This window comes from Microbacterium sp. NPDC087868, assembly GCF_044900755.1.
Classification (GTDB): Bacteria; Actinomycetota; Actinomycetes; order Actinomycetales; family Microbacteriaceae; genus Microbacterium; species Microbacterium galbinum.
In genome coordinates this window covers 282,985-298,226 of sequence record NZ_JBJDNO010000003.1, presented here as the reverse complement: position 1 = coordinate 298,226, position 15,242 = coordinate 282,985, and the positions used below count along the sequence as shown (strand labels likewise).

The 15,242-nt window shown below is 69.1% G+C and carries 12 protein-coding genes; 5 read left to right on the top strand and 7 right to left on the bottom strand.

The window, feature by feature from the left end:
- Positions 1–22 precede the first annotated feature (22 nt).
- Positions 23–1,651, top strand: coding sequence for an extracellular solute-binding protein (locus ACI2JZ_RS11605; RefSeq protein ID WP_404597596.1), 1,629 nt, complete (start codon positions 23–25; stop codon positions 1,649–1,651).
- Positions 1,652–1,791: 140 nt separating this feature from the next.
- On the opposite strand, the gene ACI2JZ_RS11600 is transcribed toward ACI2JZ_RS11605, so the two are convergent.
- The 3 genes from ACI2JZ_RS11600 to ACI2JZ_RS11590 are packed head-to-tail and all read right to left on the bottom strand — an operon-like array spanning position 1,792 to position 6,374.
- On the bottom strand, positions 1,792–2,958 hold the full coding sequence (locus tag ACI2JZ_RS11600; protein ID WP_247955634.1) for an ROK family transcriptional regulator: 1,167 nt from the start codon (positions 2,956–2,958) through the stop codon (positions 1,792–1,794).
- A 34-nt stretch (positions 2,959–2,992) separates the two neighbouring features.
- Entirely contained in the window at positions 2,993–3,940 is a 948-nt protein-coding gene (locus ACI2JZ_RS11595; protein WP_404597593.1) for an acetylxylan esterase, read from the bottom strand.
- On the bottom strand, positions 3,930–6,374 hold the full coding sequence (locus ACI2JZ_RS11590; protein WP_404597592.1) for a glycosyl hydrolase family 95 catalytic domain-containing protein: 2,445 nt from the start codon (positions 6,372–6,374) through the stop codon (positions 3,930–3,932). Before ACI2JZ_RS11590 ends, ACI2JZ_RS11595 begins: the two co-directional genes overlap by 11 nt.
- 163 nt (positions 6,375–6,537) lie before the next feature.
- Here ACI2JZ_RS11590 and ACI2JZ_RS11585 point away from each other — a divergent pair, with 163 nt between their 5' ends.
- The gene (locus tag ACI2JZ_RS11585; protein ID WP_404597591.1) at positions 6,538–9,009 is read left to right on the top strand and encodes a X2-like carbohydrate binding domain-containing protein; all 2,472 of its coding nucleotides are present in this window, start codon (positions 6,538–6,540) and stop codon (positions 9,007–9,009) included.
- Between the two features lie 68 nt (positions 9,010–9,077).
- Here ACI2JZ_RS11585 and ACI2JZ_RS11580 read toward each other — a convergent pair whose 3' ends face one another.
- From ACI2JZ_RS11580 to ACI2JZ_RS11570, 3 genes are all read right to left on the bottom strand, one after another.
- Entirely contained in the window at positions 9,078–9,983 is a 906-nt protein-coding gene (locus ACI2JZ_RS11580) for a VOC family protein (protein WP_404597589.1), read from the bottom strand.
- Positions 9,980–10,138, bottom strand: a complete 159-nt coding sequence (locus ACI2JZ_RS11575) for a DoxX family protein (protein WP_404597587.1) — start codon at positions 10,136–10,138, stop codon at positions 9,980–9,982. Before ACI2JZ_RS11575 ends, ACI2JZ_RS11580 begins: the two co-directional genes overlap by 4 nt.
- Positions 10,139–10,207: 69 nt before the next feature.
- Positions 10,208–11,080, bottom strand: coding sequence for a nucleotidyltransferase domain-containing protein (locus ACI2JZ_RS11570; RefSeq protein WP_404597585.1), 873 nt, complete (start codon positions 11,078–11,080; stop codon positions 10,208–10,210).
- A gap of 20 nt (positions 11,081–11,100) precedes the next feature.
- Between ACI2JZ_RS11570 and ACI2JZ_RS11565 the strand changes: the two genes are divergently transcribed.
- The 3 genes from ACI2JZ_RS11565 (at position 11,101) to ACI2JZ_RS11555 (ending at position 14,320) form a co-directional block, all read left to right on the top strand.
- A complete protein-coding gene (locus ACI2JZ_RS11565) occupies positions 11,101–12,102 on the top strand; it encodes a TerC family protein (RefSeq protein ID WP_404597584.1) in 1,002 nt (333 codons plus the stop codon).
- A 105-nt stretch (positions 12,103–12,207) separates the two neighbouring features.
- Positions 12,208–13,497, top strand: coding sequence for a hemolysin family protein (locus ACI2JZ_RS11560; protein WP_404597583.1), 1,290 nt, complete (start codon positions 12,208–12,210; stop codon positions 13,495–13,497).
- A gap of 211 nt (positions 13,498–13,708) precedes the next feature.
- Positions 13,709–14,320, top strand: coding sequence for a DUF4333 domain-containing protein (locus ACI2JZ_RS11555; RefSeq protein ID WP_336640930.1), 612 nt, complete (start codon positions 13,709–13,711; stop codon positions 14,318–14,320).
- Between the two features lie 21 nt (positions 14,321–14,341).
- On the opposite strand, the gene ACI2JZ_RS11550 is transcribed toward ACI2JZ_RS11555, so the two are convergent.
- Positions 14,342–15,232 (bottom strand): SDR family NAD(P)-dependent oxidoreductase, encoded by an 891-nt coding sequence (locus tag ACI2JZ_RS11550; protein WP_404597582.1) that lies wholly within the window; start codon positions 15,230–15,232, stop codon positions 14,342–14,344.
- Between the last annotated feature and the right edge of the window lie 10 nt (positions 15,233–15,242).

Below are 15,242 nucleotides of genomic sequence, written 5' to 3'. Positions count from 1 at the left end.
CCGGGCAAAGGAGATTCCGGCAATGAGACACAGCATCATCCGAGGAGCGGCGGCCGTAGGCGCCCTCGCTCTCGCCGCAGGAGCGCTGGCGGCATGCACGTCGCCCAGCGACGACAACGGCAAGCTCGTCGCGTTCGGCCCGCAGGGCGACAACGGCTCGCTCAAGGACAACGCGTTCACGAAGCTGCTCGAGGAGAAGTTCGACATCGACTTCGACTGGCAGACCACCACCTACGACGGCAGCGTCGCCGGAGAGAAGCGCCAGGTGTCGCTCGCCAGCGGCGACTACCCCGACGCGTACTTCCTCGTGCCGTGGGTCGACGCCTTCTCTCGCAGCGAGGTGCTCAAGTACGGGCAGCAGGGCGTGCTCGTGCCCCTCGAAGACCTCATCGACGAGTACGCACCGAACCTCAAGGAGCGCTTCGACGAGAAGCCCGACTGGAAGCAGTCGGTCACCGCGCCCGACGGGCACATCTACGCGATCACCCAGTGGACCGAGTGCTTCCACTGCAGCTACCCGTCGAAGCTGTGGGTCAACTCCACCTGGCTCGACAAGCTGGGTCTCGACCAGCCGACCGACACCGAGGAACTGCGCGAGATGCTGCGCGCGTTCAAGAACGACGACCCGAACGGCAACGGCAAGGCCGACGAGGTCGCGCTCAGCGCATCGTCGGGCGAACCGGTCATCAACTACTTCATGAACGCCTTCACCTACGCCCCGTACGGCTCGCCCACGAGCCCGCCGCCGATGGTGCTCGACGGCGACCAGGTGACGCTCTCGGCGACCACCGACGGATGGCGCGAAGGCCTGAAGTACATCTCGTCGCTCGCGGACGAGGGGCTCATCGACACGGCGTCGTTCACCCAGAACGGCGAGTCGCTGCGCGCGCTGGGCGACAACGCCGAGGCTGAGATCCTCGGTGCCGCGGCGGTGCTGCACCCGTACGAGATCGTCACGCAGGATTCGCCCGACGGGCGCGACACGCACTACGACGCGGTGCCGCCGGTGAAGGGCCCGGACGGCACGCAGTACGCGACCTACCGTTCGCCGATCAGCTCGCTGGGCATGTTCGCGCTCACGAACAAGTCGAGCGAAGAGGAGCGCATCCAGGCGATCAAGGCGATCGACTACCTCGTGACCGATGAGGGTGACAAGCTCGGCGCCATGGGCCCCGAGGGCGAAGCCTGGGTTCCGGCCGAGGCGGGCGATGTCGCTCTCGACCCCGAGCTCGAGCCGACCTTCAAGCCGCTCACGTACGACGAGACCTCGAACTCCGCCTGGCGCTCGATGGCTCAGTATTGGGACTCGCTCGAGTTCCGCAACTCGCAGGTCGTGCCGGAGGACATCTACGCGCCCGACGGGTACGAGCGTCGTCTGCTCGAGGCCACGAACCTCTACGAGCCGTTCGCTCCCGACGAGAGCCTCGTCTTCCCGTCGGAGAAGCTGTGGCCGAACCCCGACACCTCGGCGGAGATCGCCGAGTTGCAGACGAACATCGCGACCTACATCACGCAGGCGCAGGCGGAGTTCGTCACGGGGCAGCGCGACATCAACGACGACGGCGCATGGCAGTCGTACATCGACGACCTGAACGGCCTGGGCGTCGACCGCTACCTCAAACTGCAGCAGGAGCTCTACGACGCACTGTGAGCGAGTGAGGTGAAGGACTGCCCGGCGGATGCTTCCGCCGGGCAGTTCTGCGTGGGGTGAGTGGTTGCGACGGTTTGACCCTCAGCGAGAGGGACTGGGTCCCTCCGCCTGTCGAGTGGCCCCGCTCCGCGGAACCGAGCTCAGCGCACGAGGGATTGGATCGCGGCCGCGGCGGCGCCACGGGCCCAGTCCTCGAAGGTGTGCGGGCGTGCGACGATGCGACAACGCGCCGCGGCGCCGAAGGCGTGTGCCTCGAAGGCGCTGCGCAGCGTCTCGTCGAAGAGGTCGAAGTTCGACACGCCCTCGCCCCCGATGATGACGAGTTCGGGGCCGGTGAGGTTCACGAGCGTGGCGATGGCGGTGCCGACGATCTCGGCCGCCTCCCGGAACGCCGCCTCGGCAGCGGGGTCTCCGTCGTGGGCGAGGCGCACGGCCTCGTCGATGCCGATGATCCGACCGTGTGCGGCCGAGACGGCCGCTTCGATGGCGGGGGTCGCGGCCACGGCCTCGACGCAGCCGTTGCGCCCGCACGGGCATACGCGTCGGGGATCGGCGAGGGGCAGGTGCCCGATCTCGCCGGCGACCCCGTAGGCGCCGCTGACGACCTGGCCGTTCACGTGCAGTCCGCTTCCGATGCCGCGGCCGATCGTGACGATCGCGAACGAGGCCGTGCCCAGGCCGATGCCGAACCAGTGCTCGCCGACGGTGAGCGCGTGCACGTCGTTCTCGAGGGTCACCGGCCGGCCGATCCGGTCGCGCAGCCGCGCGGCGAAGTCCTCGTCGGTCCAGCCCATGATGGCCGACTCGCGCACGATGCCGTGGCGGCTGTCGACGTCGCCCGAGATAGAGACGCCGAGCCCGGCGATCGCGGCGGACCGCGGCCCGAGCTCGCTCTCGAGAGAGGCGGTGACCTCGACGATGGCCTCGAGCACGGCATCCGGGTCGTGGGCCGCGAGCGCACGGTGCTCGGAGGCGAGCACCGTGGTCGTGAGGTCGGTGGCGACCGCGATGACCTCGTCGACGTTCACCTTCACACCCAGCATGATCATCGCTCCGGGCACGATCGACACCGGGGCGACGGGTCGCCCGGGATTGCCGTCGCGGTGCTCGGCGGGCGGTGCATCGACGAGCCCCGCTGCGACCAGCGGCGACACGGCCTTCGTGACCGCGGCCTGCGAGAGGCCGGTGTGCCGGGCGATCTCGATACGGCTGATCGGGCTGCGCGTGAGGATGGTCGCGAACACCTTCGATCCGGCATCCGATGCGGATCGGATGAGGGTGGTGCGCGTCGACGTGTCGTGGTCCATCAATTCCTCGTTCGTTATCGGCAACCGTAGCGAATCACGGGCGCAGACGGGCGGCGGCGAACTCGAGGGCGTTCTCCTCGTCGAGGTCGCCGCCGGCCTCGTGGCCGTTGTCGGGCCAGAGAACGACGTGCTTCTCGCCCCCGTAAGCCGTGAAGGCGGGGAGCACGGATGCCGGGGGCGTGACCCCGTCGCGCAGCCCGGTGCTCAGGATCGCCGGAGCGTTCGCGCGCTTCGCGTGGTTCACCGCGTCGAAGTAGCGGAGGGTGTCGAGGGCCGCCGCCCGATCGAGCCGGCGGTCGGCGAAGTACTGGGTCAGCAGGGCGTACGGAGCCTCGTTGCTCAGGTCGGCGGCGCGATTCAGTTCGCTGAGGAAGGGAGCCTGGATGATCGCGACGGCGAGGTCGGGCACGAGCCCGGCCATGGCGAGCGCGATCCCGCCGCCCTGACTGGCGCCGACGACGCCCACACGCGATGCGTCGATCAGGTCGAGCGAGCGGAGGGCCTCGACCGCCCGCACCGCGTCGGCGTAGACACGACGGTAGTAGTACTCGTGCGGCGAGCGCAGGCCGCGGGTGAGGAACCCGCCGGCAGAGGGGCCGCCGTCGGGGTGGTCGTCGTCGGTGTCGCCGTGGCCCTGCCCGCGGGCGTCGACCACGAGGTGCGCGTAGCCCGCGGCGGCCCAGCGCAGGTCGCGCAGGGCATGGCCGCGGCCGTTGCCGTATCCGAAGAACTGCACGAGCCCGGGGAGCGGGGCGGTGGCGCCGTGCGGCGCGCGCAGCCAGGCGCGGATCTGCGTGCCGCCGAATCCGGCGAACGTCACCTCGAACACGTCGATCGCGGTCAAGCGGGTCGGATGCGGTTCGATCGTCACGCCGAGGGGATGCTGTCGCGTCTCGTCGAGCGTCTCGGCCCAGAAGGCGTCGAAGTCGGCGGGCTCGGTCTGCGTGGTCGGGGTGTCCACCGTCACGAACTCACCGCGCATCGACAGCTCCGCTCAGAGCATCGGCGCCGACCGGCACCGAGAGAGTGCCGCCCGCGGGCACGGTCAGCGTCACGCGGTGCCCGTCGTGCTCGACGTCGACCGTGCGGTCCTCGGCGAGGCGGTTGTGCAGGATCGCCCCGGTGAGGTGCCCCTCCGACCACGCGACGTCGGCGACGAGGCCGGTGCGCACGCCGATGCCCTGCACCTCGCCCGTCGTCCACGCGGCCGGCAGCGCGGGCAGCAGGCGCACGACGCCGCCGTGGCTCTGCACGAACATCTCGGCGATCGCGGCCGGGAAGCCGAGGTTCGCGTCGATCTGGAACGGCGGATGCGTGCTGAAGAGGTTCGGCAGCAGTCCGCCCCACTCCGAGCCGTCGACCGGGCCGTGACGCGTGGCATCGCCGTCGAACGGCGTGAGCGCCTCGTCGAGCAGCGAAGCGGCGGTCTCGCCGTCGCCGATGCGGGCGCGGAGCGCGATCTTCCACGCCCACGACCACCCCATCGCTCCGGGGCCGCGCGCGTCGAGCAGGCGGATGCCGGCATCGAACAACTCGGGGGTGCGTTCGCGCGTCGTCACCTCGAGCGGATACATGCCGAGCACGGGGGTGAGGTGTCGGTGCAGCGGTTCGACCTCGACCACGTCGGCCGACCACTCGCTGATGCGCCCGTCGGCACGGATGCCGACCGGGGCGAGGGCGCCGAGCGCGCTCGTGATCTCGGCCGCGAGCGTCGGGTCGTCGAGGTCGAGGGCGTCGATCGCCTGGAGGGCGCGTTCGAGCAGGCCCTGCACGAGCAGCAGATCGGATGCCGACGTCAGGCCGATCGCGGTGCCCTCGCCGTCCGAGGCGAAGAACGAGTTCTCCGGGGAGGTGGAGGGGGACGTGCGCAGGCGTCCGTCGGCGTCGGGCACGAGCCAGTCGAGAGTGAACTCGACGGCGCCGCGCAGCACGGGCCAGATGCGGGCGCGCAGAAGGTCGCGGTCGCCACCGAACTCGTAGGCGTCCCAGAGGTTGTGGGTCAGCCAGACGCCGCCCATCATCCAGATCGCCCAGCTCGGGGCGCCGTGACCGTCGCCGACCGGCAGCGCCCAGCCCCACACGTCGCTGTTGTGGTGGGCGACCCAGCCACGCGCGCCGTAGAGTTCGCGGGCGACGTCGGCGCCGTTCTCGGCGAGCTTCTCGACGAGCGCGAGCAGCGGCTCGAAGGAGTCGTCGAGGCCGAGCACGGGAGCCGCCCAGTAGTTCATCTCGGTGTTGATGTTGATCGTGTAGTTCGACGACCAGGCCGGGCGCAGCTCCGCGTTCCAGATCCCCTGCAGGTTCGCGGCCGGGCTGCCCGCGCGCGAGCAGGAGGCGAGCAGATACGCGCCGAACTCGGCGATCACGGTCGTCTTGAGGGTGAGGTCGTCGCCGCGCAGCAGGTCGCGCTCGACGTCCCAGGTGCCCGCGCGCCGCCCGCCGATCGCGAACCGCGCGCGCGTCAGCTTTCGCCGGTCGGCGACGTGCTCGTCGAACAGCGCGGATGCCTCGCGGCGAGCGGCGGCATCCGCCTGTTCCGCCGCGCGGTTCCGGATCGTCTCGCGCGAGACGTTCCGCCACTCCTCCTCGCTCGCGCCGGCCCACCACGACGCGGCGCGAGACGAGGAGGAGAGGAAGATCAGCAGGCGCCGGGCGCCGTGGACGGCGACACCGTCGGCGGTCACTTCGACACGGCCGTCGGTGCGCCACGCGACGGATGCCGCGGCGAAGGCGTCGTAGCCCTCGTCGTCGGCGTACCGCAGCGGCGTCTGCAGCGGTCCTTCGTGCAGAGGCGCTCCATCGATGGGGGCCACGACGCCGAGCGTCATCCCGCCGTCGCGGACGACGAGGCCATCGGTGTGCAGGGGAGTGGTCAGCGCGACGGATGCCGTGAACTCGGCGTCGGCCTCGATCTCGATCACGAGCACCTGCGCGGGCGCCGAGACCCACGACCGGCGGCGCAGCGTGCCGCCGGGAATGCGCAGCGTCTCGAGGAGCACGGCGTCGTCGAGGTCGAGGATGCGCGCGGGGTCGTCCGGCTGTGCATCCGTGATCCGTACGTGCAGGTCGCCGAGCGGCAGGTACTCCTGCGAGTAAGGTCCCTCGAACGCCATGAGGAGGTCTTCGGCGCGGCGCACGTCGTCGGCGTCGAGCGCCGCGCGCACCTCGGCCAGGCGTGCGGGGCCCGCGCCCGCGGCGATCACGTCTCGCAGCGCGTGGGCGGGTCCGTCGGGCGTCCCCGACCACAGAGTGGAGTCGTTGAGGGCGTAGCGCGCGTCGGCGCCGCCGAAGGCCATCGCGCCGATCCGCCCGTTGCCGAGCGGGGCCGCTTCCTCCCATCGGGTCGCCGGGGCAGCCCACGAGAGCCGGAGATTTCCGGCGGCGGACGAGGGGTTTTCTGCTGCGGAGAGCGACATCGATCTTCCTGTCAAAACCTCGGATGTTTGCTTGCGGTCTCAGCGTATTCATGATTAATTACCGGTGTCAAGTAATTGGCCGGGCCGTCGGGTCCGGTTCTTTCCTGGGGACAACGCGACGGAGCGCCTGGGGTTTCACCGTCGAAACCACCGAGAGGAAATCATGTTCGACACCATCCGTTCGACAACACGGTTGCGATGGGCGGCGTGCTTCGCCGTCGGCGCACTCGTGCTCGGAGCAGGTGCCGCCACGGCATCCGCAGCATCCGCCACCGAGGTCTCTGCGACCCCGGTCACGGCGGCACTAGCGACGAGCGTCGTCGCCGCGACGAACACCGACGAGGAGTCCCTCGCGGACAAGCCCTACATGGGCTGGAGCAGCTACAGCATGCAGGTCTACGCGGGCAACGGGCAGGCCTGGATCAGCGCCGACCAGATCATCGCGCAGTCCGACGCCATGCACGAGAAGCTGCAGAGCCACGGCTACGAGTACATCAACATCGACGCCGGCTGGAACGGCAGCAACGACGAGTACGGCCGCCCGATCCCGAGCGAGACGCTGTACCCGAACGGCCTGCAGGCCGTGATCGATCACGTGCACGGCAACGGCCAGAAGATCGGCCTCTACTTCATCCCCGGCATCTCCGAATCGGTCTACGAAGCCGCGTACCCCGTCTACGGCGCCCCCGAGTGCACGACCGCCGACGTCGTCAAGCGGCCGCTGCAGCAGGCCGACTACTGGGGCATCGGCCACCGCATCGACTTCTCCACCCCCTGCGGCCAGGCCTACATCGACTCGATCGCCGACATGCTCGGCGAGTGGGGCATCGACTTCGTCAAGTTCGACAGCGTGACCCCCGGCTCCGGCGTCGGCGACCTCTCGCTCGATGCCCGCGACGACGTCGCCGCGTGGTCGCAGGCGCTGAAGCGCAACAACATCTGGTTCGAGCTCTCCTGGGCGCTCGACATCCGCTACGCCGACTACTGGAAGGAGCACGCCGACGGCTGGCGCATCGACTGGGATGTCGAGTGCTACTGCGAGAACGAAGCTCTCACCACGTGGGACAACATCGCCCGGCTCTTCCCGAAGGCCGCCGAGTGGTGGCGGCACGCGGGGCCGAACTCGGGCTGGAACGACTTCGACTCGCTGAACGTCGGCAACGGCAAGATGGACGGCCTCACCAAGGACGAGCGCCGCACCGCGGCCACGTTCTGGGCCGTGTCGTCGGTGCCGATGTACCTCGGCAACGACATGACGAACCTCGACGCCTACGGTCTCGAGCTGCTCACCAACGACGAGGTCATCGCGGTCAACCAGGCCGGGCGCCCCGCGCACCCCGTCTCGACCGGCTCGTCGCGCCAGACGTGGTTCTCGACCAACCCCGACGGCTCCGTCACGGTCGCGGTCTTCAACCTCGGACGCACGGACGCCGACATCACGGTCTCGCTCGCCGACCTCGGCGTCGAGGGCGAGGTCAAGGTGCGCGACCTCTGGAAGAAGAAGAACCTGGGCAAGGCGACCGGCGAGTTCGTCGCGACCGACGTGCCCGTGCACGGCACCCGCCTGTTCACCTTCACGCCGGCGAAGAACAGCACGCTCACCCTCAACGACGACGACGCACGGCTCACCTACGAGGGCGCATGGACGCGCAACGGCGGCGCCGAGGTGCCCGCCCGCGCCCAGGCCCTGACGGTCTCGTCGTTCGACTCGTCGCAGGGCGGCACGGCTCCCGAGCCCGGCCCGTCGAACGTGCGCACGATCAACAACAACGACCCCGGCATCGTCTACAGCGGTACGTGGAGTCAGAGCGGTGGACGCGGCATGGGCGACTACCAGGACGACGTGCACTACAGCGAGGCCAACGGGTCGGCGTTCGAGTACTCGTTCGTCGGCACCGGGATCGACTGGTTCACCGAGACGCACTCCTCGCAGGGGGAGGCCGAGATCTACCTCGACGGCGTGCTCGTCGACACGGTCGACACCTTCCAGGCCGACGGCCGCGGGGTGCAGCAGCAGGTCTACAGCGTGCGCGATCTTCCGAACGGTTCGCACACTCTGCGCGTCGTGAAGAAGTCGGGCCAGTTCATGCTGAACGACCGCCTCGACATCGTGCAGGAGGGCGTGATCGACGTCGACCACCTCGCTTTCGACCGGGCGACCCCGGCGGATGCCGTCGTCACGCTGCTGCGCGACCCGAGCGAGCTGCAGAGCATCTCGCGCGACGGCACGCCGCTCACCGACGGCACGGACTACACGATCGCGGGTGACGAGATCACCTTCGCGAGCGGGTTCCTCGCGGCGCTGCCGGATGGCGACACCGGGCTCGAGCTGAGGTTCCGCGGCGACCACCGCGACGACGTGCACGCCACGGCCGACGACGGAGCGGCGGTCTCGTTCACGTTCAGCGGCAAGAAGCTGACGTTGACCGGCGCGACCGGACCCGATCAGGGCACCGCCGAGATCTACCTCGACGGCAACCTCGTCGACACGGTCGACCTGCACAGCGACACCCGCCTCACGCAGCAGGTGCTCTTCACGCTCGACGACGTGAAGAAGGGGGATCACACGATCAAGATCGTGAAGACCTCGGGCGACCTGCTCCGCTTCGACAGCCTGTCGTACGTGACGCGGTAGCCCGATGAGACCAGGGGCGCGGGTGGAGTGTGTGCCGCCCGCGCCCCTTCTTCTTTGTGTGGATGCCGTCAGGCGGCGTCCGGCGTGATGACCAGGCGCGTGCCCCACGGGTCGGCGAGGCGTAGCGCGTGTCCATCGTCGGCGCCGTCGACGCCGTGCGAGCGGATGCGGTCGGCGAGCGCCTCGACGTCGTCGCGGGTGGGCACCACGATGCGCACATCGCCGAGGCCGAGCGAGGCGGCCCGCGGGCCGGCGCCGGCACTCTGCCAGGTGTTCATGCCGATGTGGTGGTGGTAGCCGCCCGCCGAGACGAACAGGGCGCTGCCGAGATCGGCCGTCACATCGAACCCCAGCACTCCGGCGTAGAACGCCTTCGCCGAGGGGATGTCTCCCACCTGCAGGTGCACGTGACCGATCGCAGCCGTGTCTCCCGACGTCGAGGCATCCGTCGTCAGCCACTGCTGCAGGAACGCGTTCGGGTCGAGGGCGAGCGAGGCCATCTGCACCCCGCCGTCGGGCAGGATCGTCCACTCGTCGCGCGGACGGTCGTGGTAGAGCTCGAGGCCGTTGCCCTCGGGGTCGGTGAAGTAGAACGCCTCGCTGACGAGGTGGTCGGCCGAGCCGGTGAACGTCTGCGGAACGCGCTCGGCCATCGACAGGAGGGATGCCGCGAGCTGGTGCTGATCCTGGAACAGGATCGCCGTGTGATAGAGCCCTGCGCCGCGCGGGTTCGCGTTCGGCAGGTCCTTCTCCTGGCGGAGTCTCATGATCTTCTGCGTGCCTCGGCCGAGGGTGGCCGTGGCTCCGGACTGGTCGAGCACGTCGAGCGTGACGGCCTGCTGGTAGTACGCGGTCATGGCGTCGAGATCGCGCACGAGCAGTTCGACGGTGTCCATGCGCGTGTCATCGGGTGCCGCGCCGGCGGTCGAGACGGATGCCGCGCGCCACGCGCCGGCCGCAGGTGTCAGGCTCATGCGCCGATGGCCTTCACCGACCACGCGGGGAAGTCGGGTGCCCAGGCGAGGCCGGCGGCGGCGAGCTTTTCGCGCGGTTGCACGACCTTCATCCCTCCGGCGGCGACATAGGCGAGGGCGAGGATGCCGGCGACGATCCAGTAGGCGATCAGCATGGTGCTTCTTTCGGTTGATTGACATTTCAACTAACACGAAGAAGTACGCGGAAATTCCGCGGTCGCAGGTCAGCGGGAGTACCCCGCCTGCACGCGACCGCCCGCGCGCTCGAGTTCTTCGCGGACGCGACCGGCGAACGCGGCGTGGTCGTTCGTGAGAAGAGGAGCGCTCAGGCGCTCGGCGCGCTCGGGATCGAACTCCCGAAGACGCCGAGGAAGGTACTTCCCTGCACCGATCCATCGGTGATTCGTCAGGAGGACGAGTTCCGCCGTCCGCTCGAAGAGCGCGGACGCGAGCACGTGCAGTTCCAGGGGATCGGTCGCATCGACGAAGTCGTCGAGGATGTCCGTGATCACGTACCGGCGGCGGTCGTGTTCCGCGGAGGTGAGTATGGGCCCCTCGGCGTATCGAGGCTCCCATGCGCGTCGGTAACCGGCACGCTCCTCGTCTCCCCGCACGGTCACACCGTCGAGAAGCATCTGCACGATCACCGGTCGGTGTTGCTCCAGACCTCTCGTCGCCCAGGTCTCGTAACCCGCGGACGTGTAGGCGAACACCTCGAAGACCTCGCCCTCGAACCGATAGGTCGCGGCGAGGCTTTCGCGGCCGTCGTCGAAGAGATGATCGCCGAGGATCAGGAGGTCGATGTCGCTCGTCGGAGTCCGCTGCGATCGCGAGGTGCTCCCGGCGAGGACGACGACGTCCGCCCGAGGAAAGTGCGCAGACACGAAGCGTTCGATGAGTGGGAAGAACTCCATGCCAGACGAGCGTACTGGCGTCTCAGGGAACCTCGTCAGAAAGCATCCGTCCGCATGCTCTAGACTGATCTCACCAAGGGGAGTACTCCGCCACGGTGGTTTCGTCATTACGGATGCGTTCGCATCCCGGGCCGCCGGTTCCTGATCGAAGGAATGGAGAAGACTTTGGCGCTGCTGCCGCATACGCCGAGTCTGGAGTCCTCATGGATGTCACCCCCCTGATCTGGATCATCACGATCGCCGTGACGATCGCGTTCTTCGTGTACGAGTTCTTCGCGCACGTGCGCACACCTCACGAACCGTCGATCGGCGAGTCCGCCCGCTGGTCGATCTTCTACATCAGCCTCGCGCTGCTCTTCGGCGTCGGCATCGGCGTCGTGTCGGGATGGACCTACGGCGGTGAGTACTTCGCCGGGTACCTGACCGAGAAGGCGCTGTCGATCGACAACCTGTTCGTCTTCCTCATCGTGATGACCGGGTTCGCCGTGCCGAAGAAGTACCAGCAGAAGGTGCTGATGATCGGCATCGTGATCGCCCTGATCCTGCGCGGCATCTTCATCGCCGTCGGCGCGACGCTCATCGAGAACTTCTCGTGGATCTTCTACCTCTTCGGTGCGCTGCTGCTCGTGCTCGCCTACCGTCAGGCGTTCAGCAACCATGAGAGCAACCCCGCCAACGGTCGGTTCATGACGTTCGTGCGCCGCCACCTGCCGGTCAGCGACGAGTACAACGGCGACAAGCTCACGGTCGTCAAGAACGGCAAGCGCTTCGTCACCCCGATGCTGCTCACGATCATCGCGATCGGCTTCATCGACCTCGTGTTCGCCGTCGACTCGATCCCCGCGATCTACGGGCTCACCGACCAGGCGTACATCGTCTTCACCGCCAACGCCTTCGCGCTCATGGGTCTGCGCCAGCTGTACTTCCTCATCGGCGGCCTGCTCGAGCGTCTCGTCTACCTGGCGCAGGGTCTCGCGGTCATCCTCGCCTTCATCGGCGTGAAGCTCGTCTTCCACGCCCTGCACGTCAACGAGCTGCCCTTCATCAACGGCGGCGAGCCCGTGCTCTGGGCGCCCGAGATCCCGATCTGGTTCTCGCTGCTCTTCATCGGTGCGACCATCGCAGTCGCCACCGTCGCCAGTCTCCTCAAGACGCGCCGCGATCCCGCGGCCGTCGCCTCCGCCACCGAGAACACCGACAAATAAGGAGATCTCCTTGAACGCCCACTGTTCTGACTCTTCGGACTCTGACAGTACGAGCGCCCGGTTCACCCCGGGCGCGCACCCCCGCACCGAGCAGGTGACCCGCTGATGGGCGACCTGCTCTGGAACATCGCCCTGGTCTTCGCGTTCGTCCTGATCGGCGGTGTCTTCGCAGCGACGGAGATGGCGCTCGTCACGCTGCGCGAGAGCCAGATCAACGCGATCGGCCTGCGCGGCAAGCGCGGGGCGAAGGTCGCGGCTCTGGCCCGCAACCCCAACACCTTCCTCTCCGCGGTGCAGATCGGCGTGACGGTGGCCGGCTTCGCATCGGCGGCCTACGGAGCGACCTCGATCGCGCCGTCCGTCGCGCCGCTGTTCGAGTCGTGGGGTCTGGATCCGGCGATCTCTCTCACGATCGCGACGATCGTGCTGACGCTCGTGATCGCCTACCTGTCGCTCGTGCTCGGCGAGCTCGTGCCCAAGCGCCTCGCGATCCAGCGCAATGCGCAGTTCGCGTACGCCGTGGCGCCCGCGCTCAACGGCTTCGCGATCGTCATGCGGCCGGTGATCTGGCTGCTGTCGGTGTCGACGAACGCGCTCGTGCGTCTGCTCGGCGGAGATCCGAACAAGACCGGTGAAGAACTCAGTGACGAGGAGGTGCGCGACATCGTCGCCTCGCATCAGGGCCTCCCCGATGACGAGCGCCGCATCCTCGACGACGTGCTCTCGCTGCGCGGACGTCAGATCAGCGAGGTCATGCGGCCCCGCCCCGAGGTCGTCGCGCTCGACGAGACCGCGACGGCCGCCGAGGCGATGGCCCAGGTGCGCGATCTGCCGTTCTCGCGCTACCCCGTCGCCGACAAGTCGATCGACGACATCATCGGCTTCGTGCACGTGCGCGACCTGTTCGAGGCGGCGGGCGACGATCCGTCGCGTCCCGTGCAGACGCTGCTGCGTGACATCCCGTACATCCCGTCGACCGCCCGCGTGCTGCCGACCCTCACGCGAATGCGCGCCGACGGGCACCACATCGCGGTCGTCGTCGACGAGTACGGCGGCACCGACGGGCTCGTCACGCTCGAAGACCTGGTCGAGGAGGTCGTCGGCGAGATCTTCGACGAGTACGACACCGCCGAGATGGATCTCCCGGGCGGAGCGATCGACGGCCGTCTGAACCTGCAGGACTTCGAGGAGGCGACCGGTCTCGAGCTGCCCCGCGGTTCGTCCGACACGATCGCCGGGTTCATCACCGAACAGCTCGGACGCCTCGCCGCCGTCGGCGACACGGTCGAGGTGTCGGGCGCGACGATCCAGGTCGCCGAGCTCGACCGCCGCCGAATCGCGCGCGTAAGGGTGACCCCGCGCGCGGAGGAGGAGGAGCCGGCCCCGGCCGTCTGACCTTCGCCGCGCCGTCGCCGAGCCACCTCTCGCCGAGCCACCCCTTTCTGCGCGAGCCACCCCTCTGCGGGCGGTGCGGAAAGGGGTCGCTCGGTCGTTGAGGGGTGGCTCGGCGAGTATCGAACGGATGCCGGGGCGCCGGGCGCGGGAACGCGACGTCCACCTGGCGTGCCGATACTCTGGCCGGGACATCGATACGGGGGACACTTCCATGCGCACTTCTCGACTGGCCATTCTCGCCGCCGCTGCCGGCCTTCTCGCCACGGCGCTCACGGGCTGCACCTTCTCGGCATCCGCCACCGCGTCGCCCGACGACATCGCGACGCTCGCGGAGGACGCGCTCGAGGCCGAGATCGGCCAGCGCCCCGAGATCGACTGCGGCGACGACAGCATTCCCCTGAAGGAGGACTCGGTCGTGCCGTGCCTTCTCACAGATCCGGCCAGCGGTGCCGAGTTCGACGCCGACGTCACCCTCACGAAGGTCGACGGCACGAACGTCACGGTTTCGGTGCAGGTCGCGGATGCCCCGAACAACGCTCCCGCGCCCGAACCGAGCGAGAGCCCCGCGACCGACACCGGTGGAACCCTGACGCTGACCGCCGAGGAGATCGGCGTCACCGCTGCGCGGGCGCTGACCGACGCGGGCGTGCTCCCGAGCCCGAGCGTGCTCTGCCCGGGCGGATCGCACGAGGTGTCCAACGGCTACAGCCTCGAGTGCACCGCGATCCAGGGCGGCGATCAGTACGCCGCGACCGTCACGATCTCCGAGGTCGAAGGGTCGTCGTACTCCGTCAACGTCGTCATCCCGGAGCTCGCCGGCTGATCCCGCCCGCCGGCTGATCGTTCAGGCCGGGAAGACGACCCCGGTCGCCGCCTCGACGGCCGACCACAGCGCCGCCCCGGTCTCGGGTGAGCGCACGGCATCCGAGGCGGCGACTCGCTTCGGCGCTCCCCGGAACTCGAGCAGCCCACCCGGCCCCCAGTATTCGCCGCCCGCGGCATCCGTCGCCGTCGACGCGTGCACGATCGGCAGAGCGCCGGCGTCCTTCCCCTGCACGAGCGCGCGCGTCGGACGAGCCAGCGCCCGCACGAGGCGGGAGCCGGCGGCGAGACCGGGCCGTTCGGGCGTGAGCGGGTCCACCGCGTAGCCCGGATGCGCGCAGAGCGCCGAGCGCCCGGATCCCGACCACCGGCGGTCGAGTTCGAACGCGAACGCCATGAGCGCCGCTTTCGAGCGGCCGTACTGACGCAGTGACGATCCGCGCCAGGAAGCGGTGATGCGCGCGGGATCGAGCTGCGCGAAACGGTGCGCGAGTGAGCCGACCGCCACGACCCGGGCGTCGGGCGCGAGTGCTCGGCCAAGCTGTGCGATCAGGGCGAAGTGCCCGAGGAAGTTCGTGCCGACCATGAGGTCGAGCCCGTCGGCGGTGCGGGCATCGGGTGTCGCCGCCTTCACGCCGGCGTTGCAGATCACGGCGTCGAGCGTTTCGCCGATGCCGGATGCCGCCTGCGCAACGCTCTCGAGCGATCCGAGGTCGAGGGGCAGCACGCGCAGATCGGCGTCCGCCACCCGGGTGCGAACGGCGTCGACCGCCGTCGCCGCTCGCTCGGCGGAGCGGCATCCGAGCAGTACCCGCGCCCCGCGGGTCGCGAGCTGCTCGACGCACCAGTAGCCGATGCCGGCGTTCGCTCCGGTGACGAGGATCGTGCGGCCGCGCAGATCGGAAGCATCCATTCCCCCAACC